Origin of the sequence: Psychrobacter sp. bablab_jr014 (genome assembly GCF_016464015.1) — a bacterium.
Lineage (GTDB): Bacteria > Pseudomonadota > Gammaproteobacteria > Pseudomonadales > Moraxellaceae > Psychrobacter.
In genome coordinates this window covers 156682-182814 of record NZ_JACDXT010000019.1, presented here as the reverse complement: position 1 = coordinate 182814, position 26133 = coordinate 156682, and the positions used below count along the sequence as shown (strand labels likewise).

The 26133-nt window shown below is 48.6% G+C and carries 21 protein-coding genes; 11 read left to right on the top strand and 10 right to left on the bottom strand.

All coding sequences use genetic code 11. The features are described 5' to 3' along the window. Positions 1–325: 325 nt before the first annotated feature. Together JIE71_RS05465 and ispH are read right to left on the bottom strand one after the other, a co-directional pair. Positions 326–1141, bottom strand: coding sequence for a thioesterase family protein (locus JIE71_RS05465; protein ID WP_199507725.1), 816 nt, complete (start codon positions 1139–1141; stop codon positions 326–328). A gap of 510 nt (positions 1142–1651) precedes the next feature. Beyond that, complete coding sequence (ispH, locus tag JIE71_RS05460) at positions 1652–2608, bottom strand: 4-hydroxy-3-methylbut-2-enyl diphosphate reductase (protein WP_199507724.1); 957 nt, start codon at positions 2606–2608, stop codon at positions 1652–1654. 225 nt (positions 2609–2833) lie between these two features. Between ispH and gmk the strand changes: the two genes are divergently transcribed. The 8 genes from gmk to JIE71_RS05420 all read left to right on the top strand — a co-directional run bounded on the left by gmk (position 2834) and on the right by JIE71_RS05420 (position 13418). Beyond that, positions 2834–3454 (top strand): guanylate kinase, encoded by a 621-nt coding sequence (gene gmk / locus JIE71_RS05455; protein WP_199507723.1) that lies wholly within the window; start codon positions 2834–2836, stop codon positions 3452–3454. A gap of 175 nt (positions 3455–3629) precedes the next feature. Beyond that, positions 3630–3890 (top strand): DNA-directed RNA polymerase subunit omega, encoded by a 261-nt coding sequence (gene rpoZ / locus JIE71_RS05450; RefSeq protein WP_199507722.1) that lies wholly within the window; start codon positions 3630–3632, stop codon positions 3888–3890. Between the two features lie 294 nt (positions 3891–4184). Continuing rightward, positions 4185–6362, top strand: coding sequence for a RelA/SpoT family protein (locus tag JIE71_RS05445; RefSeq protein WP_199507721.1), 2178 nt, complete (start codon positions 4185–4187; stop codon positions 6360–6362). 161 nt (positions 6363–6523) lie between these two features. Next, the gene (locus tag JIE71_RS05440; protein ID WP_199507720.1) at positions 6524–6904 is read left to right on the top strand and encodes a Rid family detoxifying hydrolase; all 381 of its coding nucleotides are present in this window, start codon (positions 6524–6526) and stop codon (positions 6902–6904) included. A 144-nt stretch (positions 6905–7048) separates the two neighbouring features. Next, positions 7049–9304, top strand: coding sequence for a primosomal protein N' (locus JIE71_RS05435; RefSeq protein ID WP_199507719.1), 2256 nt, complete (start codon positions 7049–7051; stop codon positions 9302–9304). Positions 9305–9454: 150 nt separating this feature from the next. Next, a complete protein-coding gene (locus JIE71_RS05430; protein ID WP_199507718.1) occupies positions 9455–10507 on the top strand; it encodes a cation diffusion facilitator family transporter in 1053 nt (350 codons plus the stop codon). A gap of 150 nt (positions 10508–10657) precedes the next feature. Then, on the top strand, positions 10658–11362 hold the full coding sequence (locus tag JIE71_RS05425; protein WP_199507717.1) for a hypothetical protein: 705 nt from the start codon (positions 10658–10660) through the stop codon (positions 11360–11362). Positions 11363–11498: 136 nt separating this feature from the next. Then, positions 11499–13418, top strand: coding sequence for a monovalent cation:proton antiporter-2 (CPA2) family protein (locus tag JIE71_RS05420; RefSeq protein WP_199507716.1), 1920 nt, complete (start codon positions 11499–11501; stop codon positions 13416–13418). Between the two features lie 125 nt (positions 13419–13543). On the opposite strand, the gene JIE71_RS05415 is transcribed toward JIE71_RS05420, so the two are convergent. After that, positions 13544–14473, bottom strand: a complete 930-nt coding sequence (locus JIE71_RS05415) for a DUF2628 domain-containing protein (protein WP_199507715.1) — start codon at positions 14471–14473, stop codon at positions 13544–13546. A 183-nt stretch (positions 14474–14656) separates the two neighbouring features. Between JIE71_RS05415 and trmB the strand changes: the two genes are divergently transcribed. From trmB to JIE71_RS05400, 3 genes are all read left to right on the top strand, one after another. Next, the gene (gene trmB, locus JIE71_RS05410; protein WP_199507714.1) at positions 14657–15424 is read left to right on the top strand and encodes a tRNA (guanosine(46)-N7)-methyltransferase TrmB; all 768 of its coding nucleotides are present in this window, start codon (positions 14657–14659) and stop codon (positions 15422–15424) included. Between the two features lie 872 nt (positions 15425–16296). Then, on the top strand, positions 16297–17346 hold the full coding sequence (gene recA, locus JIE71_RS05405) for a recombinase RecA (RefSeq protein ID WP_199507713.1): 1050 nt from the start codon (positions 16297–16299) through the stop codon (positions 17344–17346). A 24-nt stretch (positions 17347–17370) separates the two neighbouring features. Next, positions 17371–18495, top strand: coding sequence for a regulatory protein RecX (locus JIE71_RS05400; protein ID WP_199507712.1), 1125 nt, complete (start codon positions 17371–17373; stop codon positions 18493–18495). 56 nt (positions 18496–18551) lie between these two features. Here JIE71_RS05400 and JIE71_RS05395 read toward each other — a convergent pair whose 3' ends face one another. The 7 genes from JIE71_RS05395 to JIE71_RS05365 form a co-directional block, all read right to left on the bottom strand. After that, positions 18552–20009, bottom strand: coding sequence for an anion permease (locus tag JIE71_RS05395; RefSeq protein WP_199507711.1), 1458 nt, complete (start codon positions 20007–20009; stop codon positions 18552–18554). Between the two features lie 240 nt (positions 20010–20249). Continuing rightward, positions 20250–20957 (bottom strand): YidB family protein, encoded by a 708-nt coding sequence (locus JIE71_RS05390; protein ID WP_199507710.1) that lies wholly within the window; start codon positions 20955–20957, stop codon positions 20250–20252. Positions 20958–21281: 324 nt separating this feature from the next. Further along, complete coding sequence (locus tag JIE71_RS05385) at positions 21282–21755, bottom strand: hypothetical protein (RefSeq protein ID WP_199507709.1); 474 nt, start codon at positions 21753–21755, stop codon at positions 21282–21284. Next, the gene (locus tag JIE71_RS05380; protein WP_199507708.1) at positions 21739–22017 is read right to left on the bottom strand and encodes a succinate dehydrogenase assembly factor 2; all 279 of its coding nucleotides are present in this window, start codon (positions 22015–22017) and stop codon (positions 21739–21741) included. The genes JIE71_RS05385 and JIE71_RS05380 overlap by 17 nt, the downstream gene beginning before the upstream one ends. A gap of 110 nt (positions 22018–22127) precedes the next feature. Continuing rightward, complete coding sequence (folP, locus tag JIE71_RS05375; RefSeq protein ID WP_199507707.1) at positions 22128–23030, bottom strand: dihydropteroate synthase; 903 nt, start codon at positions 23028–23030, stop codon at positions 22128–22130. Positions 23031–23175: 145 nt separating this feature from the next. Continuing rightward, entirely contained in the window at positions 23176–25065 is a 1890-nt protein-coding gene (gene ftsH / locus JIE71_RS05370; RefSeq protein ID WP_199507706.1) for an ATP-dependent zinc metalloprotease FtsH, read from the bottom strand. Positions 25066–25382: 317 nt separating this feature from the next. Beyond that, positions 25383–26015 carry an RlmE family RNA methyltransferase gene (locus tag JIE71_RS05365; RefSeq protein WP_199507705.1) on the bottom strand — a complete coding sequence of 211 codons (633 nt, stop codon included), beginning with the start codon at positions 26013–26015 and terminating at the stop codon, positions 25383–25385. Positions 26016–26133: the final 118 nt, after the last annotated feature.

The following is a 26133-nucleotide window of genomic DNA, read 5'->3' as shown; positions in this document are numbered from 1 at the left end:
TGCCAAACTTATACTGAATACGCTTCTAGCAGTACATCTAGAATCCTCGTCAGTTTGTTTGAAAATCGGTGATTCTTGTTCAGATAAATTTTGTTCATAGTAACCTGCCTGTGCAGTTATCTTACCTAGCCTTTGCTTGATTACTATTACAACTGATTTACATTGTTTTGTATAATCAATTAATCACATACTTTCGTTTTATTTTACAGAACTATAGAGGGCTTTGCGATAATCGGCATGGTTCTGGCTCTGCCTTCGTTAATATGATCAGCATAGTTGGCATGGTCGCGAATGCGGCGTATATGCTCGCTCACCTTCCTTTATACTAGCGCGGCATCGGGCGGATGGTCAGTATTTGCTCGCTACGACCAAAGGGGCCATGCACATCGTGGAGCACAGCACTGGTCAGCCCGATACCATCAGCGCCATACTGCTGTACTGCCTCGATACCGAGCCAGCGACCTTTAGGGACACGGTGCATATGGATTTGCAGGTCTGTATTGGGAAACATCCACTCTAGTTTTGACAGCCCTAAACCCAGTCTTGGTACCACGCCATTGGCAGTATCGACCATGCCCAGCAGATGCACCATATCATCAGTGGGTACGCCCTCCACCATCTCGACATCGTTGGTTATCCAAACCATGCCGCGACCTTCTCGGCGATCTGGAGTGGCCACCAAGCGCACACTTTCGATAAAGCCGCCCGGCCAGCCTTTCATACCCTCCCAAGCAGGCAACGTTTCTGGCTTATGCTGTGCTGGTTGATCCTCAATGCCAGCGATGGCGCTGGTGTCTTGCGTCAGCAGTCGCCATGCCCTAGCAATAATGGCATCTCGACCACGGCTGTTCATTACCGCCTCGACAAGCTCGATGGTCTTACCTGGGCGAATACAGCGCGTGGTGATGGTAAACTCATCAAGCGGTATCAGCCCCAAAATATCTAAGCTAATACGAGCAATGCGCATGTTTTTTTGCGGCGCATACCCTTGCAGCTCAGCGCTCAGCACCCCAGTGGCTGGTGCCATATGTTGCTCGTGCTCGTTCCACGCGCCTTGGGCATGCCGGGTCGGCTGATAATGCGCGACACTGACGCCCTCTGCCAATGGTTCGCGTTTGACCAATTTGTAGTACGCTGACATAATTTTCCTTAATATTTTCGATTCTCTTTTTTATTTAAAAGATCTCTTGCAAAAGTACCAGTTTATTGACTTCGACTGACGGAGTTACAAGGGCTAGCGATGACTTATGCAAGAGGTCTAAAGTACACTATTTATGACCGCAAACTGTCTGGCTGATCCTGCCTGACTTATCGTCGACGTGTACCTTATATGAGATATGAGCTTGGTTGGATATGAGTTTGATTAAAATAACGTGTTGCCGGATTCGATAAGCATACGTTATTTGCTCAATCGTTGTTTTTGCATGGTCAGAAGTGTACGACTCTTGACCATGATAAATAGAAAAAACGCCATCACCGCAATCAGTACGCCATATAAGACGCTATAACCCTTTATAAACTGAGCGGTATTGAGTAGCAGCATCAGCACCAAGGCGATGGTGACAAAGGTATGATTTTTAGCTGCTTGTTGATCCCATCTAGCGTGGCTTCTGCTAAGACAAACTTTGTTTTTGGCTGCTGTTGACTCATATCACTTGCCTACTTGGGTGACCGGAATGCGCAGCGCTTTTGGCAGGCTAAACGTCACGTTTTCTTCGATGCCTGACAGCTCATTTGGCAAGTCGCCACCCCACGCTTGTAGCTGGTTCAGCACGTCTTGAATCAACACCTCTGGCGCAGAAGCACCCGCAGTAACGCCAACGCTGGTCACGCCATCGAACCACATTTGGTTCATTTCGCTGGCATTATCAATCAGATATGCTTTGCAGCCCATACGCTCAGCAAGCTCACGCAGACGATTGGAGTTTGAGGAATTGGGCGAGCCAACCACCAGCACCACTTCGCAGCGGCTGGCCAAGTCTTTGACCGCATCTTGGCGGTTTTGTGTGGCGTAGCAAATGTCGTCTTTGCGTGGTCCTTGGATATTAGGGAACTTGGTGCGTAGCGCGTCAATCACGCGCGCGGTATCGTCCATAGACAAGGTCGTTTGCGTGACGAATGCCAAGCGATCGGCGTCTTTGACCGCCAGCGCGCTTACGTCGTCTTCGTCTTCAACCAAGTGGATATTGCCGCCGTGTTTGCGGCTAAAGCGCCCCATCGTGCCTTCAACCTCAGGATGTCCTTCATGCCCAATCAACACCGCATCCATACCGTCATGCGCAAGCTTGGAGACCTCCATATGTACTTTAGTCACGAGCGGACAAGTGGCATCAAAAACAGTCAAATCGCGGCGGGTGGCTTCGTCTTCAACGGCTTTTGACACGCCATGCGCGGAGAAAATCACTATCGAGCCATCGGGCACTTCGTCCAACTCTTCGACGAATACCGCACCACGATTGGCAAGGTCAGACACCACAAATTTATTATGCACCACTTCATGACGCACATAAATGGGCGGTTCAAAACGCGTTAAGGCTTCATTGACAATGGCAATGGCGCGATCCACACCTGCACAAAAGCCACGCGGATTGGCAAGATAAATTTGCATAAGGCGACCTATCATTGGATAATTTACAGTGATGACAAAGGGCGTTTTGATAAAACGTCCGAAAACGTCATAGCGACGCCGCTACTTTAGCATAATTTGGGGCAACTGCGCTTGAATTGCAAGGTCGCGTTACAAGTCCATAGTCACAGGTCATGCCAAAATGAGGCATCACGGCTCATGGTTTATCTCACCCTTTTTAGACTTTTTTTGATTAGGACAGCTTGTATGACAGGTTCACTTTTTATTATTACTGCCGCCTCAGGTACAGGCAAAACCTCTTTGGTCAAGCAGCTGATTGCGACCACCAATGACTTGACTGTCAGTGTCTCGCACACCACACGCAGGCCGCGCCCCGGTGAGATTGATGGGCATCATTATCATTTTACCGATGAAGCGGCATTCGTTGCGGCGGTAGAAAACAGTGAATTTTTGGAGCATGCCAAGGTTTTTGACAATTATTATGGCACCAAAAAGCAAAGCGTACGTGCGCAGCTTGAGGCTGGCGTGGATGTGATTTTGGAAATCGACTGGCAAGGCGCGTTGCAGGTCAGAGACATCTTCCCAGAAGCCGTGATGATTTTTATTCTGCCGCCAAGTGTGGCTACCTTGCGTCAGCGTCTGTCCGCACGCGGTCAAGACTCACAAGACGTGATTGAAAAGCGCTTGGCAGGTTCTGTCACTGAAATGGCGCAGTATGTGAACTTTGATTATGTGGTGATTAATGACAATTTTGAAGTGGCGCTCGCTGAGCTAAAAGCCATCATTATCGCTGACAGACAAACTCTCGCGCGCCAGCAAGACCGCTACGCGAACACCATTGCCAGCTTAATCGGTTCGCAGGTATAAACGCCAGCGATGCTTTTATAGCTGTGCAATCGTGCAGATGCGTGAATAATTGCGCGCAGACTCACAAAAAGCCGCTGCGCCCTTTGGCAAAAAAGTGTTATACTCCTTTGCTATTTTTATACAACTTTGTAGGCATGGGCGACCTTGTCTATATAACCAACCGAGGTAGCTATCTATGGCACGAGTGACGATTGAAGATTGTTTGGATAATGTTGATAATCGCTTTGAGCTGATTTTGGTGGCAAGCAAGCGTGCGCGTCAGCTGGCGAAAGGCATTGCTGAGCCTATGGTTGAGGTGGACAACGACAAGCCAACCGTTTTGGCACTACGCGAGATTGCCTCTGGCAAAATCACCCGCGATATCCTCAATCAGCCTGAACACAACTTTGCCACCAGCTCACTGGATTTGGCATTATCAGGAGACCATAGCTTCTAAAGAAGCAAGGTTACCCATATTAAAAAAGCCATAGTCTGATGCTGTGGCTTTTTTTCGTTTAAGATGAAAAAAAACGCGCAATTGGGGCATGATTTTAGACCAGTAGGCGGCTTAGTAGTTGACATTGGACGCAATTTGCGATTAATTATAGGCTCACCTATCTGCCGCTTTACGCGACATTGTTACCTTATATGTCTGCAACAGACCTATATTGAATTGGTACTTTTAGTCACCACTCCGCCTGTTTGGCTACTATCAGAGCGTGCCCCTCATCAGCAATAGGACTGCCCATTTATGACTCAAACCTTGCCAAAACTCAGTCACCCTATGGTCGACGACGCTCAATATAATTTATTACGTTCGGTTGGCTATCTCAGTGCGCAAGAGCGCCAAGATGTGATTGATGCTTGTGCGTTTGGTGATGTCGCTCACATTAAAGACAAGCGCAAATCTGGCGAGCCATACATTACCCACCCTATCGCTGTTGCTGAGATACTGGCAGGCTTTCGTCTTGATCGCGATACCATCATCGCTGCGATTTTGCACGATACGGTTGAAGACACTGAGGTCAGCGGCGACGAACTAGAAGCCCGTTATGGCAAAGTGGTCGCCCGTCTGGTCGATGGTGTGACCAAACTCAAATCTTCAAACCACAATAAGCAGCAAAATAAAGCCGCGACTTTCCATAAGATTTTGACCGCGACGCTAGATGACCCGCGCGTGCTGATTATTAAGCTTGCCGACCGTCTGCACAACATGTCAACGCTTGATGCGGTGCGCCCTGAAAAGCAGCACTCGACCGCGCAAGAGACTTTAGATTTTTATGTGCCGTTTGCCCGTCTTATGGGACTCAACGACATCGCTGACTATATCGAAGTGCTGTGCTATCGCAATCTGAACTCAAGTATGTACAACAAGCTGTCGGACAAGCTTTTACAGCATGGGCTTGGGCGCAACTTCCAAAAAGAGATTATCCACCGCTATTTGACCATTGTCTTGACCAATTTGGGCTTAGGCGGACACGTCAAAGTCTTGGACAATCGAGTGTCAATGTACCGTCAGTTTTTCCGTAATCGCGGGGAGATTAATACCCTACTGCGCAATTATTCGTTTGAGATTGTGCTCGACAATGTCGAAGCCTGCGATAAGCTTGCTTATTATTTAATTAAAAAATATCAAATCGATGATGACCATATTGAAGACAATATTCGTCGCCCGCGTCCCGGTGGCAATCAGTCGTTGACGCTGATTTATGAGCGCGATAACGATACCATTAAAGTCACTATCTTGACCAAGCAAATGCAGCATGCAGCACGTCTTGGGGTGATTGGTGTAGAGCATGCTTCAGACGTCAGTCAGTCGGTGATTCAGGCGTCGCTGCGCAATATGAAAGACTTGGTGGATGAGGACAGCCTGAATGAAAATCACGCCGATTTCTCAGCAGCCGTGTCGATTATTAATGATTTGATGGATTATCTGCATTCGAGCAAAATCATCTGCTACAGCCCGCAAGGGCATGCTTATGAGCTGCCGCAAGGTTCAACCGCGCTGGACTTTGCCTATGCGGTCGGCCCAATGGTTGGCAATGTTGCCACGGGCGCAAATATCGAAAACGTGCCCGCCAAGCTCGGTACTGCGCTTAAAGACGGGCAAATGGTCGAGATTGATGTCGATAGCCATGCCAAACCAAAAGCAGAATGGCTGGGCTTTGTGGTCACCAACAAAGCGCGTGAAGAAATCATGCGCTGGTTCAAGGACCTGTCCGCCGAAGAAAAACAGCACCATGGCCAAGAAGCACTGGGTCGCGCGCTGCGTACTTACGACAAGTCGCTCGATGATTTAAGCGACAGTGACTGGGAAAACCTACTCGCATGGCGCGGCGTAGAAACCAAAGCAGCGCTGTTTGAACAAATCAGCTCAGGCAATCTGTTGCCGCAGCTGGTGGTCTCGCGCTTCTTTAGCGATGAGATTAATAGCCATCAGCACAGTGTTGATGCCGCGCATCCACAACAACTGATTGCCAATGCCGCTGGGGTGGAGCTGCATTTTGCCAACTGCTGTCATCCGATTTATGGCGACCCGATTTTGGGGCATTTGTCACGTCATGGCTTGGTGGTGCATCGTCACAAGTGCTTTTCACTCGATGACATCCGTAAAGACAATCCCTATCAGGCAATTCAGCTGCGCTGGCGAGATGACAGCGCCGTGCGCCAAAGCGATTCAGATGAATATGAAGAAAAAATTCGCTTCCCTGCGTATTTAAAGCTGTCGATTGTGCTCAATGACGAGCAAATCAGTGAGGTGATTTATCATCTGCGCCAATTAAATATCGGTGTCGAAAAAGTGGACGTGCGTAATAGCGATACCATTTTGCACATTATCGTCCGTAGCCGCGTGCATTTGGCACAAGGTATCCGTGACCTACGCGCACTGCTCGGCTTCCCGAATATCATGCGCCTGTATCAACTATAAACTGATAACCTCTGACAACATAAGCCCATGTTGCTGGTATGCGTTTTATTCACTGCTATGCGCTTTAAAATCTATACCAGCAGTATCTTTATGTGTTACTTGTTCCCACGATTTTGGGTGTCCGCCGCGATGCCCTTTTATTATGATAAATAAGGATTATTATGAGTCGCCAAACCATCCATACCGATAACGCCCCAGCCGCCGTCGGCACATATTCACAAGCCGTCAAGGTAGACAACACCGTGTATGTCTCAGGTCAAATTGGTCTTGACCCAAAAACCATGACGCTACAAGAAGGCTTTGACGCGCAAGCAAAGCAAGTCTTTGTCAATATCGCAGCGATTTGTGAAGCGGCAGGCGGCAGTTTAAAAGACGTGGTGAAATTCAACGTCTCATTGACCGATTTGGGCGACTTTGCCGCGCTGAATGAATTGTTCGTGGCGAATCTGAGCGAGCCGTATCCTGCACGTGCCGCCGTACAAGTCGCAGCTTTACCAAAAGGCGCCGTGGTTGAGATTGAGGCCATTTTGCATTTGGGTTAAGCGGTTATTGCGCTACACTAAGATAACCTTAAGTTTTAGGTAATCACCAATGCCCGCTGGGAAAACTTGCGGGCATTGTTTATGGGTTATGCCTTTTTATTCTGCTTATCTTTTTTTCTTTTTTCTTTTGCATTGTGAGCCTTTATGTTGGTACAAGTCGCCCTGCCCGTGCCCCTTTATCGGGTGTTTGACTACCGCATTGATGCAGGTGGCGCGCTGCCGCAAATTGGCTGCCGCGTGCAAGTGCCGTTTGGTCGCCAGACGTTGATTGGTGTGGTTATCGGTCATGTGGCGCTCGCTGATAGCGACATTCCTGCCAGCAAGCTTAAAGCCATTCAAACGCTGATTGACGATGTGCCGATTGTGGATGCCAAGCTGCTCAGTCTCGCGCAGTGGCTCGCGCGCTATTATCATTACCCGCTCGGCGATGTGCTCGCGGTCATGCTGCCGACCTTGATTCGTCAAGGCAAACCGCTTGATTTGCTCATCAGTCATTGGCGTATTAAACCCAACATCACCGATGATGATTTTCATCCCAATGCGCACAAACAAAAACAGCAGTTCGATATGCTGAAATTGCATGGCAAACGCGGCGCGAGTGAAGAAGTACTATTGATGGAAGGTATGGAGCGTCCGTTTTTGCGCATGCTCGAAGACAAAGGGCTGATTGAACACTATATCGAAGAAAAATCGCCGCCCACGCAGGTCAGCTTGGCGCGTCTGCCGCTGGATTTGCACAAAGAGCAGCAAGCCGCCGTCACGCGCATATTAGAAGCGCATGAAGATAAGTGCTATACAGGGTTTTTATTAAACGGCATTACTGGCAGCGGCAAAACTGAAGTCTATCTACAAGTCATGCAGCCAATATTAGAAGCGGGCAAGCAGGTACTGATTTTGGTGCCTGAGATTGGTCTGACGCCGCAGACGCGCGCGCGCTTTGCCAGTCGCTTTGCAGGGCATATCGTAATGCTGCACTCAGGCATGAGCAACACGCACCGCATGCAGGGCTGGCAAGACTGCCGCACAGGACACGCGCAAATCATCATCGGCACGCGCTCCTCCGTCCTGTATCCGTTTGCTGATTTGGGCTTGATTATCGTCGATGAGGCGCACGATGCGTCTTATAAACAGCAAGACACGTTGCGCTATCAGGCAGCAGATGTGGCGCTGTATCGCGGGGTGCAGTATCAGATACCTGTGATTTTGGGTACGGCCACTCCGACCCTTGAGCATTTGCATTTGGTCGATGAGGGCAAGTTGGTTGAATGCACACTGACCACCCGCGCAGGTCATGCCAAGCCTGCGCCCATGCAGCTGATTGATGCCCGCCTTGAGAGCACACATTATCAAAATAGCCAAGATGGTGCGCGCTATGATACGGGGCTAACAGACAAGCTGTTGACCGCTATTCGTCAGACCTTAGAGGCGGGCGAGCAAGTCTTGATATTCTTAAATCGGCGCGGCTATGCGCCCATCTTGCTGTGTGCGGCGTGCGGCTGGCAGGCGGATTGCCCGCGCTGTGACGCGCATCTGACGGTCCACCATACCCAAAGCGCTGAGCGCAGCAGCTATCTAAAGTGCCACCACTGCGATTGGCAAGCCTATATCCCTGCCACTTGTCCTGATTGCGGCAGTCAAAACCTTGACGCACGCGGTATGGGCACGACGCGCCTGAGTGACAATTTGCACGCTATCTTTGGCAATCCGCAAACCAGCAAGCAGACCTACCCTATCATTCAGATTGATAGAGACACCACGCGGCGTAAAGACAGCTGGGACAAAATTTATCAGCAGATTAATCAAGGCAAGCCCGCAATTTTGGTGGGCACGCAAATGGTGGCAAAAGGACATCATTTTCCCAATGTGACCTTGGTATGTTTGCCCAATGCCGACCGCGGGTTTTTGTCGCCTGATTTTCGCTCGCCTGAGCATACCGCGCAATTAATGATTCAGGTCGCAGGACGTGCAGGGCGCGGCGATAAGGCAGGACGCGTTTTGATTCAGACCTTGCAGCCTGACAATCCGTTGCTGTTAAAACTGGTAAAAGACGGCTATATGTCCTTTGCCCGCCAGCTGCTTGCCGAGCGTCAGCTGATGGGACTGCCGCCGTATCGCCATGCCGCGTTGGTGCGCTGTGAGGGTAAAGCGCTGAGCCAAACCACAGAAGCCCTACGCGCTGCTATCGCCATCTTGCCTGCCCAGCACAAGCTGGCGGTACTCGGCCCTATTGATGCGCCGATGAGTAAGAAAAACAGCCGATACCACAGTCAGCTGCTGCTGCTTGCTAAAGACCGCGCCCATCTGCACCAAGTCTTAAATCACTGGTGGACGCAAGTGCTCGGACTGTCTGAAACCAAGTATCTGCGCCTGAGTCTCGATGTTGACCCCACAGGCTGGTAAACATAAAAACTACCCAATCTATTAGGCTACCTACCTGCGCGTATTTGTGTGTATCTGTACGGCGCGCAGATGCTTACTTCTGCAATACAGCATCAAGCGCATGCACGTGCTATCTTTTGCCTACATACATTGCCTCGGTGAGTACACCTGATGCCAAACAACGTCCCACACGACCACGACCACGACCACGACCACGACCACGACCACAGTCATAGTACACAGCGCGCTGCTACCGATACCTCAGGGTATCAACGTACGCTACTGATTAGCTTTGTTATTATTACAGGCTATATGCTAGTTGAAGCCGTTGGTGGCTGGCTGACAGGCAGTCTGGCGCTGCTCTCGGACGCAGGGCACATGCTCAGTGACGCAGCGGCGCTCGGTGCGACATTATTGGCCTTTAAAATCGGCGAAAAGGCGGCCAATCCGCACAAGACCTTTGGCTATAAGCGCTTTGAGATTTTGGTAGCGCTGGGCAATGGCGCGACGTTACTTATTATCGCGCTAATGATTTTTTATGAGGCCGTGCAGCGTTTGTCTACCCCGCCTGAGATTGCCACCACAGGGATGCTGATTATCGCCAGCATTGGTCTGCTGGTAAACATCGTGGTCGCGTGGTTCATGCATCGCGGCAGTCATGGGCACGACCACGGCGATGAGGGCGGTGGTGAAACCAATCTGAATATGCAAAGCGCGTATCTGCATGTGTTAAGTGACTTGCTCGGCTCGGTTGCCGCGATTATTGCCGCGCTACTGATGATGGGTTTTGGCTGGCTGTGGGCGGATGCGCTGGCTTCCGTCATCGTCGCGGTACTGATTTTAATCAGTGGCTATCGCGTGGTACGCGATTCAGTACATATTCTAATGGAAGGCACGCCCAAAGGTATTTCGCTCACCAAAATCAATGCCCGCTTGCTTGAGCATCCGCAAGTACAGGCCGTGCATGATTTGCATGTATGGAGCATTACCAGCGGCTTACACGCCCTATCCTGTCATGTGCTGGTGAATGATGATATGCGCATCTCTGAGGCCAGCAGCTTGATTGATGCGCTCACGCAGCGCTTGCAAGATATTGGTATTCACCACGCCACCATTCAGGTCGAAGGCGCAGCACACCCCAATACCTTGACGCATTCAGATGCGCTGGTCTGTGATATCAATGCAGGACACCAAATAGACGCGCATAGTGGGCACAACCATTGAGGACAGACAATTTATCCGCTTAGCGGTTCAAATATTGCCTTGCTGAGTATAAGTGATTATGCTTAAAGCACATTTTATGTTGAGCAGCACGTACTACGGCTGTCCGATCCGTTTATTTAGATAACACCGACTGAATGATGAGCCATCACTATGTCTAGACGCTCCGCTGCTTTTGTTCCCCCAAGTGACATCGCCGACCCGACCTCTAAGGAAGGCAAAAAAGAAGCAAAGGCTTTGCTATCTACTTTGCAAGACGACATCGCCAGCTTTCGTCATGCCAAGTTTCCGCCCGATATTTTGCAGCAAGTACGCGACATGCCCATTTTTTCAGGCAATTTGGCTGAGGTGCAGGCGTATCAAGAGGAGTGGCAACCCCTGATTACTCGTGCGATGGCGTTTTATCCCTCTGCTTATCTGCCGCCCGATGAGCTGCCCTTACCTGCCAGCCTTGAGATACCGCAGTTCGTATATCATGTACAGCGCCTGCATTTGACCAAAACCCGTGCCAAAGAATCCAAAAGCTTCGGCTCAGTCGGCGCGCTGATTGATAAATGCGGCGAGTATAGCGACGCGCACGTGGCACGCATGCAGGAGGTCTTTGAAAAAGACGATGAGGCGCGCTTGGTGGCACACCGTGAGTTTATTGACTTGCGTGCTTATGTATTTTGTTTGAACCAAAAAGGCGAGCTGCTCGAGCCTGAGCGTTTGCGCTTTTATCGCACAGGATTGATTATCCATGCGCTGCCTAATTTTAAGATTGTTGACAGTCGGCAAACCCCAAGAAAGCGCCGTAACGACGCGTACAAAAACCCCATCGCGGACAACGGTATTTGGAAAATCTATAAGAAAAAATAATATACAAAAAATAAGACCGCTATTTGTGCCACTGAATGACGGTAGGTTTTTTGTCAAATTATCGCTATTCCAGTGCGACTGCTAGCTGCGTAATGCTATCGCCGCGCTGCTTTATCTTGATTGTTAAGGACGTACTATGTTTGCTGCCGCTGCTGCTGGCTCACCCAACTTGATGTTACAGGCGACGATTTTTTTGGGGGCAGCGCTGCTTTTTGTGCCCTTAGGAAAGCGTTTTGGTCTGGCAACCGTACTCGGCTATTTGATTACTGGCTTAATCCTTGGCCCAAGTGTGCTCGATGTCGCAGGTGACGCCGAGAGCTTGCTGCACTTTTCTGAATTTGGCGTGGTGATGCTGCTGTTCATCATTGGCCTTGAGCTGCAGCCTTCACGCTTATGGGCATTACGCCGCTCTATCTTTGTGCTTGGCGGGTTACAGGTCGGTGTGACAGGCGTGCTGCTCATGGGCTTAGTGTACAGCATTTTCCCCTTTCATTTGGATACCGCGTTTATCGTCGGTTTTGGTTTGGCGCTGTCCTCGACCGCCTTTGTCCTGCAAATCTTGACCGAAAAACAGCAGCTGTCGAGCACGCATGGGCGCGAAGCCTTTACCATTCTTTTGTTCCAAGATATTGCCGTTATTCCTTTGCTCGCGGTTATTCCGTTTTTATCGGGCGTGCGTGAACAAAGCTATGATTTGATTTATTTTGCTAAGGTATTTGCCGTCTTTGGCGGATTGATTGTCGCCAGCCGCTATGTGGTACGTCCGTTCTTTAAATTTGTGGCATCAAGTGGCGCTACCGAATTGCTGACCGCCGTTGCTTTATTTATTGTCATGGGCGTGTCGATTTTGATGGGGCAAATCGGTCTGTCAATGGCGCTGGGTGCATTCTTGACAGGCGTGTTGCTGGCAGATTCAGAATATCGCCACGAGTTAGAAGCCAGTATTGAGCCGTTTAAAGGCTTGCTGCTCGGTTTGTTCTTTATGTCGGTCGGCATGTTAACCGATGTCAACCTTATCATGGCTCAGCCGCTCTTTATCATTGGCTGTGCAGTTGCGTTGATGCTGATTAAGTTTGGCGTCATCGCCGTTATCGCCAAAGCGCTTGGCAATCGCTGGCCGACCAGTATCCGACTTGGAGTGACATTAGCGCAAGGTGGTGAATTTGCCTTTGTGCTCTTTAGCGTGGCGACCAGTCAAAATGTTTTGCGTCCTGAGCTGGCAAACATGCTCAATCTGATTGTGACGCTCTCTATGGCCCTCACGCCCGTGGCGTTTTTATTGCTTGAGAAAATCGGCGAACCGTACTTTGCCAAGCGCAAACCGAGCCGCGAATTTGACACCATTCCTGACCACGAGCATCCTGTGATTATTGCAGGCTTTGGGCGTATGGGGCAGATTATCGGTCGTGTTTTGCGCATGCACAACATCGAATTTACCGCGATTGAGCGCTCTGCCAACCGTGTGGACTTCGTGCGCAAATTTGGTAATCAGGTGTACTATGGCGATCCTAAAAACCCTGAGATTTTGCGTGCTGCGGGTATCGGTAAAGCGCGTCTGTTTATTATCGCCGTTGATGATTTAGAGCGCTCCATCACTACCGCCCAGTTTTTACGTCACAATTACCCCAACCTCGTTATTCTCGCTCGCGCGCGTGACCGCCAGCACTATTACCGCTTACGTGAAGCAGGTGTGCGCCATATTTGGCGAGAGACCTATCTGTCAGCGCTGGATATGTCGCGTGAGTCGCTACAGCTGCTCGGCGTTGCCCCTGATAAGGCGCGTGAGACCATTCAGACCTTCCGCGATTATGATGATGATTTGATTGAGCGCCAGCAAGCCATTTATGACGATGAAGCGCGCATGATTGAGTCGGCACAATCGGCGATGGCGGAGCTTGAGAGTTTGTTTGATGAAGATTTGGGCAAAGCGCGTAAGATGGATTTGAGCGACTTTTATGACGCGCTGCAAACCAACGAGCCGAATCAAGATAAGGAAGCATCGGACAGCACGCCAGACCTCACCAAGCATGCAAAAGATGCTAAAGACGATAAATAGTCTGCTTGCTGAATCACTAAAAGCTACTGCCCTGTGCTGTACTTACTGCATCAAAAGCGAATACAACATAGGGCTTTTTTTATTTCATATATTTCTGCTGTACCATCACACTTTAAATCAGTGCCCTAGTTTGCCAAACAGCGCTTGGGCGTTTGTTTTTTATTGAGTGAGCTGATGCAGCGCCAACTGCCTGTACTGGGCTGATGATAAAACACCATCGTTTTACCGTTTAAATAGCGAATAGGAAACTGTACGTCGCGTACCGTTGCCACCACCGCGCAGTCGGTATCTTTGACGCCCGCCACCTCTGTATCAACACGCATCGCCACTTTTTGTAACTCTGTACCCAATGGCAAATCAACAGGACAGCGCCCCGTCTGCTCATAAATCAGTGCCACGCGGTTTTGCGTGCTTTGGGTAACGTTATAGGCATCAAACAAGACTTCGCGCTCTTTTTGTAGGGCAACAATGGGTAAAAATTGCCCATAAACCACTGCCAAAGCAAAGGCAAAAAAGCCAAAACCCAAGCCCAGCCCCACCATACTGACGCCGCCCTCACGGCGCAGGTGCGCTTCTTGCTGCGCCAAATCGCGTGGATAGTCATTAATCGCATCGGCAATCTCACGCCGTGCCATGCGGTAATAATAGGCGTCTGTCCAGCGCGCCACCATCGCCGCCCAAAACAGCCAAATGACCGCCGCAATGCCAATCCGCACCATCATGTGATAGGCATCGGGAATATAGCCCATCGCCACAAACTCAAACGCCACCAGTATCAAGGTAATATTCAACTGAATAAACGACCAGCCCGCCACACTATAAACAATCGCGTCCATATAGCGCTTGCGGTACAACAGCCATGGTAGAGTCATAAAAAACGCTGCCCAGTGCCATTTAGGTGACAGATAGCCTTGCGCGTCAAACTGCTCAAAGCGCTTCATATAATAACGCTGCGAGCGCTGACCAATAAACCACTTATCCAGCTGCTTGCGTCGTTGCTCGCTTAACTGCTCTTGATAAAACGGCGGCGGTGAGTCCGTCTCAATAAATAACATAGCGCCTACTCTTATCCAAACTCCGTCTTATTATAAGCCAAGCCCAGCGCCGTGGCGATGGTTTGCTGCCTAACGGACATACGGCTCGATTGTGCATTTTATCTGGCACAGATTTCACTTATAATGCCTGCTTACTTAGCATATTGTTTTTTATCTTTTATTTTGGCAACCAAAGTATTTTTTATGAGCTCACATACCTCTACTGACAACGACGCTGTCGCCCAAGACAGCCATGATGACGCGCCATACAAGCGCATCGTCAATACCTTTATGAAGCGCCGCACGCACATGAACAAAAAGGCAGAGCACGCCTTAAACCATCCTGAATTTGCCCGTTATTTGGTCAATAATGGCACAGGCGATGGCGACTTAAGCGGCATTACTGACCTGCGCGCCCTATTCGCTGACACACTGAATGGCAGCGATGCGCCCTTAACCCTTGAGATTGGATTTGGTCTTGGCGACTCATTTATCGAAATGGCAGCCGCTGAACCGACGCGTAACTTCGTCGGTATCGAAGTGCATGAGCCAGGCATTGGCAAATGCGCGTACATGGCCGACCAGCATGGCCTGACCAACGTTAAAATCATCAATGGCGATGCAATTAAACTGTTGCAGCAGTTGCCTGAAGACCACATTGACCGTATCCAGCTGTACTTTCCTGACCCATGGCAAAAAAAGCGCCACCACAAACGCCGCTTTGTCAGCCCTGAGCGCATGCAGATTGTCACGCGCGCGCTCAAATCAGGTGGCTGGTTCCATACCGCCACCGACTGGGAGCATTATGCGTTTTGGATGGTTGAGGTGCTGGACGACTTTGAAGGCTTGAGCAATCATGCTGGACGCGGCAGCTTTACCCCACGACCTGACTTTCGCCCGATGACTAAATTTGAAAAACGCGGTATCGAGCGCGGACATGGGGTTTGGGATTTGATTTATACCAAAGACTGATACGCGCTTACCTCACTTGATAATAAAATACCGCTACTCATTAGCGGTATTTTTTTGGTCAAGATTTAGCACAAAGGCTAAAGACAAGAAGCGTATACCAAGCCATTTGTAGCAAAAGTAATACTACCCAATACGAAGTCAAAACCAACTGCGTAAAGGCATGTGAAACATTGTAATCATAGATTTTAGACACAAAAAAAGCCGCTATGATTACAAGCGACTTTTGAGCGTCTTTATGGTGCTATGAAAATACACACAAGCGCAATCTTATGCAGGATAAGGGTTTGCTGAGTTTTCCCCATAACCTGTGGATAACCCTGTGGATAAGTGACCTTTTGACCGTCATATGCCTTAATAAGACAATGGTTTAGGTAAAATTGTTCATTTTTTATACAATTATTTTTATCTTTATTATCAATACTTTACACACTAAGTAGATTTACACATTATTGATGTACTTTTTGTGTAAAAGCCTCAGTCTTGTCATCGATGTTTCACGAAATAATGATAAGTCCCCGTGTTTTATAACGCATATTGAGTATATTTTTAATAGAGATATTACTTTCAACTTAGCACAGTAGTCTTGATTGCGCCAGCACTTTTTTACTCATTATTGTAGACACTGTCCTTGAAACTTATCACGACATCTACTGTCGTCTACTACCCTATCATTGTGCCTATTAAAGCAGTACTTTGTTATAATCGTTTCATCAAAAGGGCCTACTATTAGTGCTCATATACATATTAATTCTCAAAATCCGTTGATTAATCTTAGCCATAGTAATTGACGGCAACGGTCAAAACCCATAAGCTTTTTTAACTTTTATCGCACTTTTTTTATTTCATATCCTTATTTATCATAGGAGTCCAACATGGACGAGAACAAAGCAAAAGCCCTTAAAGCCGCTCTTGGTCAGATTGAAAAGCAATTTGGTAAAAATACCATTATGCAGCTGGGTGACGACGCTGCCAAGATGGACGTCGATGTGGTATCGACAGGCTCACTCAGCCTAGATATTGCGCTTGGTATCGGCGGCTTGCCAAAGGGACGTATTATCGAGATTTATGGCCCTGAAAGCTCAGGTAAAACCACCATGACCTTGCAAGCGATTGCAGAGTGTCAAAAGCAAGGCGGCACGTGCGCCTTTATTGATGCTGAACACGCGCTTGACCCTGTTTATGCACGCAAATTGGGCGTCAATACCGATGACTTACTTATCTCACAACCTGATAACGGCGAGCAAGCGCTTGAGATTACCGATATGCTGGTACGCTCTGGGGCGATTGATATGATTGTCGTTGACTCGGTGGCGGCACTGACCCCACGCGCTGAGATTGAAGGCGAAATGGGCGACTCGCACATGGGCTTACAAGCGCGTCTGATGAGCCAAGCCTTGCGTAAAATCACAGGTAACGCCAAACGCTCAAACTGTATGGTGGTGTTTATTAACCAAATCCGTATGAAAATCGGTGTCATGTTCGGCAGTCCAGAGACCACTACAGGTGGTAATGCGCTTAAGTTCTACGCCTCAGTGCGTATGGACATTCGCCGTATCGGGGCGGTTAAAAATGGTGATGAAATCATCGGTAACCAAACCCGCGTCAAAGTCATCAAAAACAAAATGGCGCCACCGTTCCGCCAAGCAGAATTTGAAATCACTTATGGTGCAGGCACCAACCACCTTGCCGAAGTCATCGACCTTGGCGTTGAAGTGGGCGCGATTAACAAAGCGGGCGCATGGTACAGCTACGGTGATGAAAAAATTGGTCAAGGTAAAGCCAACTCAGCGCAGTATCTCAAAGAAAACCCTGAGATTGCTGAAGAGATTGAGCGTAAAATCCGTGCCGAAAAGCTGGGCACACCTGCTCCTGAAGGCGTAGATACTGCCGATAAAGAAGACGATGCGGCTGCTGTAGAATAACGCTGTTATTGTATTAGCTGCCTTATGGAAATAAAAACACTGGCACAAATCCTTGCTGAGTCGGACACAGACTCAGCAAGCAGTCAGCCCAAAGCTAAAGCCCAAAAGACGGCGGCAACGCGTGACGATGCCGCCGTATCTGCTATTACCCGCACTTCAAATACGGCTCATACGCCAAAGCCACAAGCAAAACCAGCGGCTTATAAAAAAAACAACACCAAATACAACTCTAAAAACAGCCCCAATAAAAAACGCCAAGCAGATACTGGTCAACCGGATACTGATGATACAGAAGACCTTGTCACGTCTACCCGTTTTGTCTCAATCACCGACGATACAGCCCCTACCCCGCAAAGCGAACACTCCACAACAAAAAAGCGTAAAAAACGCGAGAAAAAATGGCATCCTGCCGCCTCCTACCAACCCAATACACCAAGCGCGCCACAGCCTGCGCCTATCACTGATGGCAGCATTGCCCAAATACTTGCGGACGCACGCGCATCTATTGATAGCGGTGGTGAAGATGGCAATACTGAGCCAGACAATACCGACAACCTACCCGCCGCCCTAAAAGCCTACCTACGCAGCCCCGAAGAGCGCCAAGCCGATATTGACGCGGTGAAAGCTGAAAGCCGTTTGCGTTGGCTTGCTTTTTACTATCTATCACGGCGCGAGTATGGACGCGCCGAGCTTAAACAAAAGCTGCTCGACAAAGAGCAAGACCCTGAGCAGATTGAAAAATTATTAGAAGAATTTGCCGAAAAAGGCTATCAAAGTGACTATCGTACCGCGCTGATGCTGGTTCGTGAAGGTATCCGTAAAGGTCGCGGGCGCACGCACATCAAGCGCAGCTTTTATCAGCGTAAAGTCGACATCCCGCCCAATATTGATGCGCTGATTGATGAAGCGCAGGCGGCGTCCGAAGCCTTTAGCGACATCGTGCGTGAAGACAGTGAGGACAATGAACCGAGCGTCGATTGGCTGCGTTTGGCAGTCGAAGCGCGCGTCAAAAAATACGGCGACGCTATCCCAAGCGTGCCCAAAGAAAAAGCCCGTCAGCTGCGCTTTTTGCAGTATCGCGGCTTTCAGACGGATATTTGCTTTCAAGCCTTAACCCACGATTTGCAAACGTTAGAGGAACGCGACTGACGAGCCGTTTAGCGGTTTATTTCATTAAACCCTCTTGCCGTTAAACCTTCTTGCCGTCAATAATAACCCAGCAGCTTCCACCATAAGAGACCTGCGCCGATCCACAGCACCAAGTTCACCACACTCATCACTGCGCCCAGACGCCACCATTCGCTCAAGGTCACATAGCCTGAGTTAAAGATAATCGGCGCCGTACCTGTCGCGTAATGGGTCAAGGTCATCATGATATTGCCTGCCGCTGCCAATATGAGCGCGTATAGCATCGGCGGCGCGCCAAGGCTGAGACCGACCGCATAAAACGCGGCAAACAGCGCAGTAATGTGCGCGGTGGTGCTGGCAAAAAAGTAATGAATGTACAAATACACCAAAGTCAAAATCGCCGCTGCACCGACCCAGCCGACACCCGTCGTGCCAATCATGGTTTCAATGCTTTGCGAGAACCAATCAATCAGCCCAAGCTTACTCAGATAAGACGCCATCATAATCAGCGCGCCAAACCAGACGATGGTATCCCACGCCGACTTTTCTTTTAAAATATCATCCCAGCTCAGCACGCCTGTCAAAATCAGCGCGCTTAGCCCAATAAAGGCAGTGGTCGTGGCATTGACACTAAAGGCATCGCCCAAAATCATCGCAGGAATATTCGCCCACAAGAGCAGCATCAGCGCAAACACGCCCAGCATGATTTTTTCAGCAGAACTGACCTCGCCCATCTCTGCCAAATTGTCCTTGGCAAATTTTTTCGCATCAGGCGTTTCTTTCAATTCAGGCGGAAATAAAAAGTAAATCACCAGCGGCATGACCAGTAAACACAGCATTCCTGGGATAAACATCGCTACCGCCCACGTCGTCCACGACAGCTGTATCTCGCTGCCTGTTGCTTTATTGACCAAATCTACCACCAGTGGATTGGGCGCGGTCGCAGTGATAAACATACCAGAGGTAATCGGATTGCTGTGATAGTTGACCATCGCCAGATAGCGACCGATTTTGTTTTGTGTACCTGCCTCAGGCGTTGAGTCAAAGCTTTGGGCGATGGACTTCATAATGGGGTGAATAATACCGCCACCACGCGCCGTATTAGATGGTGTAATCGGCGCAATCATCAGCTCTGCGGCGGCAAGAGAATAGGCCACGCCGATGCTTTTTTTACCAAAAATAGAAATAAAATAGTAGGCAATACGGTTACCGAGACCTGTCTTAATCAGCCCGCGTGAAATCATCACTGCCACACCAATCAGCCAAATCAGCGGACTGGCAAAACTCGATAACGCATCTTTTATCGCCGCGTCTGGGCTGTCAGCAGTCACGCCTGTTAGTGCCACTAAGGTCACAGCAACAATCGCAATCGCGCCGATGGGCAGCGCCTTACCGATAATCGCCACAATGGTCGCAATAAATAGCGCCAGCATGTGCCATGCATCAGCAGTCACACCCTCAGGCACAGGAATAACAAACCAAATAATCAGACCAACAGCAATCGCAAGTAACGTAGGAATGAGCTTAAATGGCATAGCACTGTCCTTATCAATACCAGTTGAAGTCAAGCGCTTGCTTTAAAGCGCATTTGTTATCATTGTTAATAGATACCGTTATTACTAGAGCATCCGCATGGTTATCAACCAATAAAAAAAGGACACTCTATTGAGTATCCTTTTATCTATCTATTCGATATCTTATCAGCTATATGGGTCATTTTTAAGTTTAATCTTTATTTTATTCATAATAAAAGAGACTTCTGTCCGCAAATATCATCACTGTAGTGTTTTTAATCGACCTGACAGTTGACTCATAATTGCGGCAACTTCTTGATTGGCTTCGGCTTCATTATCTAGGCTGCCATTCGGCGTCAGTTGATTAATGACCTCTGGCAGTAGCTCAGCAAGACCTTGACGCACTTCTGCGGTATCTGCACCCGTGTGGTTAGCCACTTGGCGAATCTCTTGCTCATCAAATAATCGATTGATGTCATCAGGGTCGATATTATCATTTTGCTCTTGATTGCTCATCCATGAATGCGCCTGACGCTCATAGCCCATATTGGTGATTTTTGATAGCGCCGCGCCTAAGCCGCCATTACGCTGGATCCAGCCCAATACCAATGGTAACAGCGCGGCAATCAACATACCTTTACCGCCAAAGCCGCCCTTATTACGTTGACCGCCTAAGACACTACCCAAAATATCACCCAGACCGCCCGTGCCGCCTTGGCGTGCGCCGCCAGCACCGACCAAACCGCCCAAAATATCATCAAGACCAAAGCTATTGTCCGCTTGTTGCGTTTGGCGACTTTGTGGTTGCGTGCGCGGTTGTTGAGCGCCACCCAGTACGCTGCCCAAAACATCACCCAAACCACCAGTACGTCGCGTGGTGGTGCGCTGTCCGACAGGGTTACGATCCGCATCTTGAGGATCGGTAGCGCTACGAACGATTTGTGTGACCAAACTGCCTAATAAACTCATAACTTACCCCTATTTTTATTGTCTTATATCAAATGTATACCCGCTTAAAACATTGTCTGTTTGGCTGATAGCGTTTTTTATAAACTCTGACCAACGATATCTGTATAAACGGCATGCTCACGGATACGGAATGCTTTTACCATAGCAGATGCTTTGTCGTATCAAATAGCGGTTTTGTTATGTGCTGTAGCGCTTTGTTACTTATCAAAGAGTTAACATCATTTAAAAGTGAGATAAAGGGAATACAGGATAAAAAAGCTGAGCAAGTGATAAGGCAGGAAGCTAAGAAACGCCTATTGAGGACAAGAGCGTTATAGACAGAATTTATTGTTGCGGGGCACTTTGTGCCAAGACACTCAGCGCATACCAATCGGCAGCTGACACTTGGTCGGCATAAAGGATTAAGGATAACGGACGGACATCAGGCTCAACACGCATAAAACGCAAACGCATTACCCGTCCGTAATGCTGAGCGCTAAGGAGTTTGGCCTGCCAGATGATTGGGCGCGGTTCGGTCTGGACAATTAGTTGCCAATTGTCCGTCAAGGGTCGATGCAAGGGCTGTTGGCTGATGTGCTGGATACGCGTGCGTGGCTGCAGAAAATAAAGCGTAAGCACACACGCAATCAATAAAAGCGCATACTGCCACCAAAGCAAATTGGCTAATAACGCCAATAGCCCCAAAGAAAGCAAAAACCCCAACGTCATTATAAGGCGGTAACAACGGCTGGGGCGAATCGCGACATCAACCCGTAACGACATAGGGTCAATGGACGTAATATTACAGGGCTTTGCCATGACGCCACGTTTTGATTTGATTCACAAGCGACCATACCGCCTCATCATCAGGGCGTGATTGATTGGTAAAATAATCAAGCAAATCAGGGTCTTCGTAGGTCAGCATCTCTGCAAAGGTCGCTTGCTCTTCTGGCGATGCGTGTAAATACAACTCCTTCACATACGGATCAATATAAAAATCCAGCTCTTTTAGGCCACGGCGCGCTTGATAAATGATGCGGCGCTGCTCATTGGTAGGCTCAGGGGCGGCAGACTGACTCATAATAAAACCTCTTAACAATAAAAAAAGCAAAGCCGTCAAAGGCATTCACTACTGTGCGGACAAGCTATTGTAAATAACCTCCGCACAGATAGATAGTACCGATATGCGCGCTACTGATCCCCATGCCTATGCTCAGACAACTGCGACCACAGCGCGACCGTCTGCGCCATCATTGGCACATTATGAGTTCGCACGATACATGCCCCTTGCTGAATAGCAAACAGACCCGCTGCTGTCCCTGCGGCATCGCGTTCATCGGCTTTGGTATCAGCAAAAGCATCGATACCACTTTTACTCAGTACCTCTGCCAAAAAGCGCTTGCGTGATATGCCAAACATCAATGGCAGACCCAAGCTTTCGAACTGACGCAGCTCAGTCAATAGCGTGCAGTGCTGCTCGTAATTTTTGGCAAAGCCAAAGCCTGGATCGATAATCATATTATCGCGACGCACACCCGCTTGCGTGACTTCATCAATACGCACAATCAGCTCATGCTTTACCTCAGTAACCACTTGCTGATAATTTGCCAAGTCATTCATGGTGTCAGGCTCACCGCGCATATGCATGAGCATCACAGGAATATCAAGCTTAGCAGCCATTTCAGCAGCGCCAGCGCGTTTGAGCGCACGTACGTCATTCCAGATATCAGCCCCCGCCTCATAGGCCGCTTGCATGACTTCAGGATTACTGGTATCAATCGATATCCAAGGCGCTGAACCGCATTGACGGCGAATGGCTTTAACGACAGGGACGACGCGTTGGATTTCTTCACTGGTGCTGACACTATCGGCATTAGGGCGCGTAGATTCTCCACCAATATCGATAATACTCGCACCTGCATTCAGCATTTCTTGACAGTGACGCGTCGCCCGCATGACAGAGGTAAATTGCCCACCGTCAGAAAAAGAGTCTGGCGTCACATTCAAAATACCCATGACTTGCGGATAAGACAAATCTAAATTCTTGTGACGACTGCTAATAATATAAGGAGGAAGCGGTTGGAATAGTGACATAAGACATCCGTAATGAATGATATTTTTGTAGTTTTATTAAAGGATAACGCTGTTCATCATAACAACAAAGGACGCATAATAAAAAAGCCCTTTTATAAAAAAAGGGCTTTTTCGGCAGCAATTTAGTAAACCTAACAGTCAGTTTTTACATTGCTGGTAGCGGTGGCGGTGTCACTGGTGTGTTCTTGTCATCTTTTGACAATGACACTTCCGTTTGCTGATAAACCTTTGGTGGACGCGGCTCTTCACCTGCCAAGATGTCTTGTAACTGGTCGCGATCAATCGTTTCCCACTTCATCAAGGCATCGACCATCGCATGCATCTTATCTTGGTTGGCTTCGATCAGCTCACGTGCAATATCGTATTGCTCTTCTAGCATACGGCGCACTTCATCATCGACTTTTTGCTGCGTGGCTTCTGAGATACTACGACCGCCACCAAAGTAGCCTTGTGAGCTGTCATCGTCTTCATAGACCATCACACCTAACGCATCCGACATACCGTACTTGGTAACCATTGCACGCGCCATTTTAGTCGCACGCTCAAAGTCATTTGATGCGCCCGTTGACATCTGATGAATAAAGACTTCTTCTGCAATACGACCACCGAACAAAATCGCAATGTCGTTAAGCATTTTTGATTTGTACATGCTGGTTGTGTCGTGCTCAGGCAACTGCCATGTCACACCAAGGGCAAAACCACGCGGCATAATGGTTACTTTATGCACAGGGTCTGTACCTGGTAATAGCTCAGCCACTAGGGCGTGACCTGCTTCATGATAAGCGGTCGCACGGCGCTCTTCTTCACGCAGTACCATAGACTTACGCTCAGGACCCATGTAAAGCTTGTCTTTCGCATCTTCAAAGTCGTGCATATCCACACTGCGCTTATTACGACGCGCAGCGAAGAGTGCCGCTTCGTTGACAAGGTTTGCCAGCTGCGCACCACTAAAACCAGGCGTACCACGAGCTAAGGCACGAGCATCTACAGCGACTGTACTTGGCAATTTTTTCAAATGCACGTTTAAAATCTGCTCACGGCCTTTAATGTCTGGTAGACCGACTTGTACTTGACGGTCAAAACGACCTGGACGCAATAGCGCTTTATCCAGCACATCTGCACGGTTGGTCGCTGCAATGACGATAACGCCTTCGTTACCCTCGAAGCCATCCATTTCAACCAAAAGCTGGTTCAAGGTTTGTTCGCGCTCATCATTACCGCCGCCCATACCTGAGCCACGATGACGACCGACCGCGTCAATCTCATCGATAAAGATGATACATGGCGCGCTCTTTTTGGCTTGTTCAAACATATCACGCACACGTGAGGCACCGACACCAACGAACATCTCTACAAAGTCAGAACCTGAAATTGAGAAAAACGGTACTTTTGCTTCGCCTGCGATGGCTTTTGCCAAAAGTGTTTTACCTGTACCAGGAGGGCCTACCATCAAGATACCGCGGGGAATCATTGCACCCAGCTTGGTAAATTTATCTGGATCACGCAAGAAGTCGACCACTTCGACCACTTCTTGCTTGGCTTCTTCACAGCCTGCCACATCATCAAAGTTCACTTTGATTTGATCTTCTGTCAACATTTTGGCTTTTGATTTACCAAAACTCATTGGACCGCCGCCTTTACCACCAGCGCCGCCTTGCATATTACGCATAAAGAATAAGAACAGACCAATAATTAACAAAATTGGGAAACTGGCTATCAATAGCTGCATCAATATACTTTGGCGCTTTGGTGCAGTGCCTTGTACTTCAACGTCTTTTTCACGCAATAGCGGCATCAGCTGATCGTCAGACACGGCAGGACGGATGGTCTCAAAGGTCGAACCATTTTTCTTTTCGCCAGTAATCTGTTCGCCGTCAATCTCTACGCTGGCTATCTGATCGTCGGACACCGCGGTCACAAATTCAGAATAGTTGAGATTGTCTGGTTCGGACGACTGATCAAAGCCGCTGAACACCAGCACTAATACGCCAATGACTACCAGCCACAATAAGGTATTTTTTACCATGTCGCTCACTAGTTATTCCCATCCCTTACTTATTGGTGTGTTTTATTAAACACGTAACGCCTGTGCGTGCTGCTTCTTTGAGGTTGCCTATCACTATTGTCCGTGATGTATGGCAACGCCCCATATGGTCAGCCTCTGCTTAACAGACGACTTTGCTCAAAGCAAGCAAAGTTAATATATCATGATATGTGGTTTTGCCTTGTATAATTCAAGACATCTCACCATTTATTCCTTATCGGTAATAGCAACTATTCTCATTGCCCCTACCGCGTACGACTGTGCTTTATTTGCTCAGTGATGTCAATGCCAACAATAAAGATTGTCGACTATTTCGTCGCCACCCAAAAGACCTCTTTAGAGCGCGGACGAGATGCTGCTGGTTTAATCGTACGTACTTTGCTAAAACGCTGCTGCATGTCTTGGCGCAAAGCCTGCTCGCCTTCACCCTGAAATACTTTCATAATAAGCGAGCCGCCTTTAGGCAATGTGGCTTCGGCAAACTCGACCGCCAGCTCACATAGGTACATCATGCGCGGCTGATCGACCGCCGAGTTACCCGACGTGTTGGGCGCCATATCAGAGAGCACCACATCGACTTGACGACCACCCACTTCGTTCATAATCTTTTCAAAAACGTCTTGCTCACGAAAATCGCCTTGAATAAAGGTAACGTTCTCAAGCGCATCCATCGGCAAGATGTCAGAGGCAATCAAAATGCCATTATCGCCAACCAAACGCCCCGCTACTTGTGACCAACTGCCAGGGGCACTGCCCAAATCAACCACCGTCATCCCAGGACGAATCAGCTTGGTCTTTTCATTGATTTCTAAAAGTTTGTAGGCGGCACGCGCGCGGTAGCCTTCTTTTTGAGCCTGCTGCACATAATAATCATCAAGGTGCTCTTTCATCCAAGCACGGCTACTTTTTGACAGCTTTTTGTTTTCAATACGCGTGGCCAAACGTGACTCCTTATCTTATATCATGCAGATATTTTACGCTTTAATTGTCTGATGGACGCTTAGTTTTTGCTTATAAATCAATCAAGCTTAAACTATCATCCTTTATATTTAGTGTAAC